Source organism: Vibrio sp. 2304, from assembly GCF_033339475.1.
GTDB classification, from domain to species: Bacteria; Pseudomonadota; Gammaproteobacteria; order Enterobacterales; family Vibrionaceae; genus Vibrio; species Vibrio alginolyticus.
Window position 1 is genome coordinate 1 of the sequence record NZ_JAWOUQ010000035.1, and the last position, 2,288, is coordinate 2,288.

The following is a 2,288-nucleotide window of genomic DNA, read 5'->3' on the forward strand; positions in this document are numbered from 1 at the left end:
GTGGTGCCCGGAGGCGGAATCGAACCACCGACACGAGGATTTTCAATCCTCTGCTCTACCGACTGAGCTATCCGGGCGACGAGGTGTATTAAAAGGCTTTTCGGCTTTCAGGTCAACAATAAAATTAAAATAAAATATCGTTTGATGAATTTGTGCTCGGAGTGGGCTGTTTTTATGCGTTTTTAGCAGCAATGCGCCATGCTTTAAGCGATGTTTTAACATTGATAGTGTGTTCACTTGCAAAATAAAGGCGATAAAAACAAAAAAGCACGTCTGAAAACGTGCTTTTTATTGAACAATTGACTTTAAACTAGTGCTTTACTGAGAACTTGTTTACCCAACCTTCTAGCTCATTCGCTAGTGAAGCTAAACTTTGAGTACTTGATTGACTCTCGGTTACGACAGAGTTGAGTTGGCCTCCGCTTTCCTCGATAAGGTTTATGCGTAGCGCAATATCATCGCTAACCTGCGTCTGCTCAGCGGCAGCAGTAGCGATCTGCTGGCTCATTGTGGTGATAGATTCTAACGCCGTTACAATTTGCTGTAGAGCTTCAGAGGCATTCTTAGACTCTGTAACAGTGCTTTCACTGGTTTCTGCACATATTTCCATTGTGTGAATGGCATTGCGAGAGCCTTCTTGCAGATTGGAGATCATATACTGAATCTCTTTTGTGCTGTCTTGTGTGCGTCCTGCTAGGTTGCGTACCTCATCAGCAACGACTGCGAAGCCTCGGCCTTGTTCTCCAGCACGTGCTGCTTCAATGGCTGCATTGAGTGCCAATAGGTTTGTTTGCTCTGCAATATCACCAATCACATCGAGCACTTTTACAATATTATTTACATCCTGATCTAGATCGGCGACCGCTTTACTCGCAGTATTTAATTGAGAAGCTAAACCTTGAATGTTTTCAACCGTGTTATGAATGAGTTTCTGAGTATGTTGGCTTTGTTTGTCAGCCTCGTCCGTATTGTTTGCGGTGTCGCTTGCTGAATTGGCAACATGGTTGGCTGAAGATGCCATTTCAGTCATCGCAGTGGCAATCATCGCCGTTGATTGCTGCTGAGATACGGTAAGATCGGCAATCGTATTTGATCGAGCTTCTACGGCAGACAACTCTGCGCGCAGTGCATGCATAGACTTCTCTAGGTTTGTCACCATAGTAGCTAGTGATTGACTCATATCTTGCACGGCACGATAGATACTTCCTCTCGGTGCCACAGTATCAAAACTGGTCTGAATGTCTCCTTGAGCGACAGCTTGAACTGCTTTGCGCACATCGTTAGGCTCACCACCAAGTAGATTAAGCATTTTGCGAATCGAAATGATCAGGCCACTTAGAATACTTCCCGCGATAATCAGACACAGCACAAGCTGCCATTGTGCTGTCGACCAAAAACGTGCGTTAACTTCATTAAAGCCAATACCTGTACCGACAACCCAGCCCCAGTGTGGTGTTTTTTCTGCTATCGAGTGTTTTTCTTCAATGCTGCCATCTGCTTGTCTTTGGCTCCAGGTATATTCAACGATCTGACCTGTTTTGTGCCCCAATACATCTAGAATGAGTTGGCCTACGCTATTACCACTGCCATCTCTAAAGTCATGGAAGCTGGTTCCGTGCAGTTGAGGGTCTAGTGGTGCGGCGATGAACATCATATTTTCATCTGCGACATAAACGTATTCGTTGTCTTTATAGATATTGTTACGAAGTAGGTGAGTGGCTAATGCTTTCGCTTCGTCTTCCGGCATTTTGCCTTCGATAGCCATCTTTTCTACTTCGGTAAGTATGCTGTACGCACTTTTAAATAGCTCAGTAACTCGAGCTTTGTTATCAAGGTTACTTGCGACGCGAAGTGTCCATAAGCCCGTTGCGGTCAGAGCTAGGAGAGCTAGCAATATGATTGCAGATAATAAATAGGCTTGAGTTTTTAGTTTCATATTTAGCTCACAAATAAAGTGTTATCACTATGCAAGGCATAGCTAAAAGAAGAAATGTAATAACTCGGGCATCTTAGTGAAGATAAATATGCTCGGATACTAATGCGTATTGAAATTACGATGAGGATTAAATTTTTAGCGTGAAATAAGTGTTTTTGAAGAAAGGATTTAATATTCGCTGATGTTTAGAAATGAAGTGCAGATAAATGGGAAAGCGAGAAATGACGTATAAAGCAGATACAAAAAAGCCGCATCAAGTGATGCGGCTTTAAAAGTGGCTCCTCCTGCTGGGCTCGAACCAGCGACCTGCGGATTAACAGTCCGTCGCTCTACCAACTGAGCTAAGGAGGAA

1 protein-coding gene and 2 tRNA genes are annotated in these 2,288 nt (G+C 43.7%); all 3 read right to left on the minus strand.

Features of this window, described 5'->3' with window-relative positions; genetic code table 11:
* Nucleotide 1: 1 nt before the first annotated feature.
* The 3 genes from R7P64_RS24040 to R7P64_RS24050 all read right to left on the minus strand — a co-directional run bounded on the left by R7P64_RS24040 (nucleotide 2) and on the right by R7P64_RS24050 (nucleotide 2,287).
* Nucleotides 2-77, minus strand: a tRNA-Phe gene (locus R7P64_RS24040).
* 233 nt (nucleotides 78-310) lie between these two features.
* Complete coding sequence (locus R7P64_RS24045) at nucleotides 311-1,936, minus strand: methyl-accepting chemotaxis protein (protein ID WP_005384495.1); 1,626 nt, start codon at nucleotides 1,934-1,936, stop codon at nucleotides 311-313.
* A gap of 275 nt (nucleotides 1,937-2,211) precedes the next feature.
* A tRNA-Asn gene (locus tag R7P64_RS24050) sits at nucleotides 2,212-2,287 on the minus strand.
* Nucleotide 2,288: the final 1 nt, after the last annotated feature.

Bases quoted from the DNA above. Each gene is read 5' to 3' on its own strand.
- R7P64_RS24045 (WP_005384495.1), bottom strand. From the start codon at position 1,936: ATGAAACTAAAAACTCAAGCCTATTTATTATCTGCAATCATATTGCTA.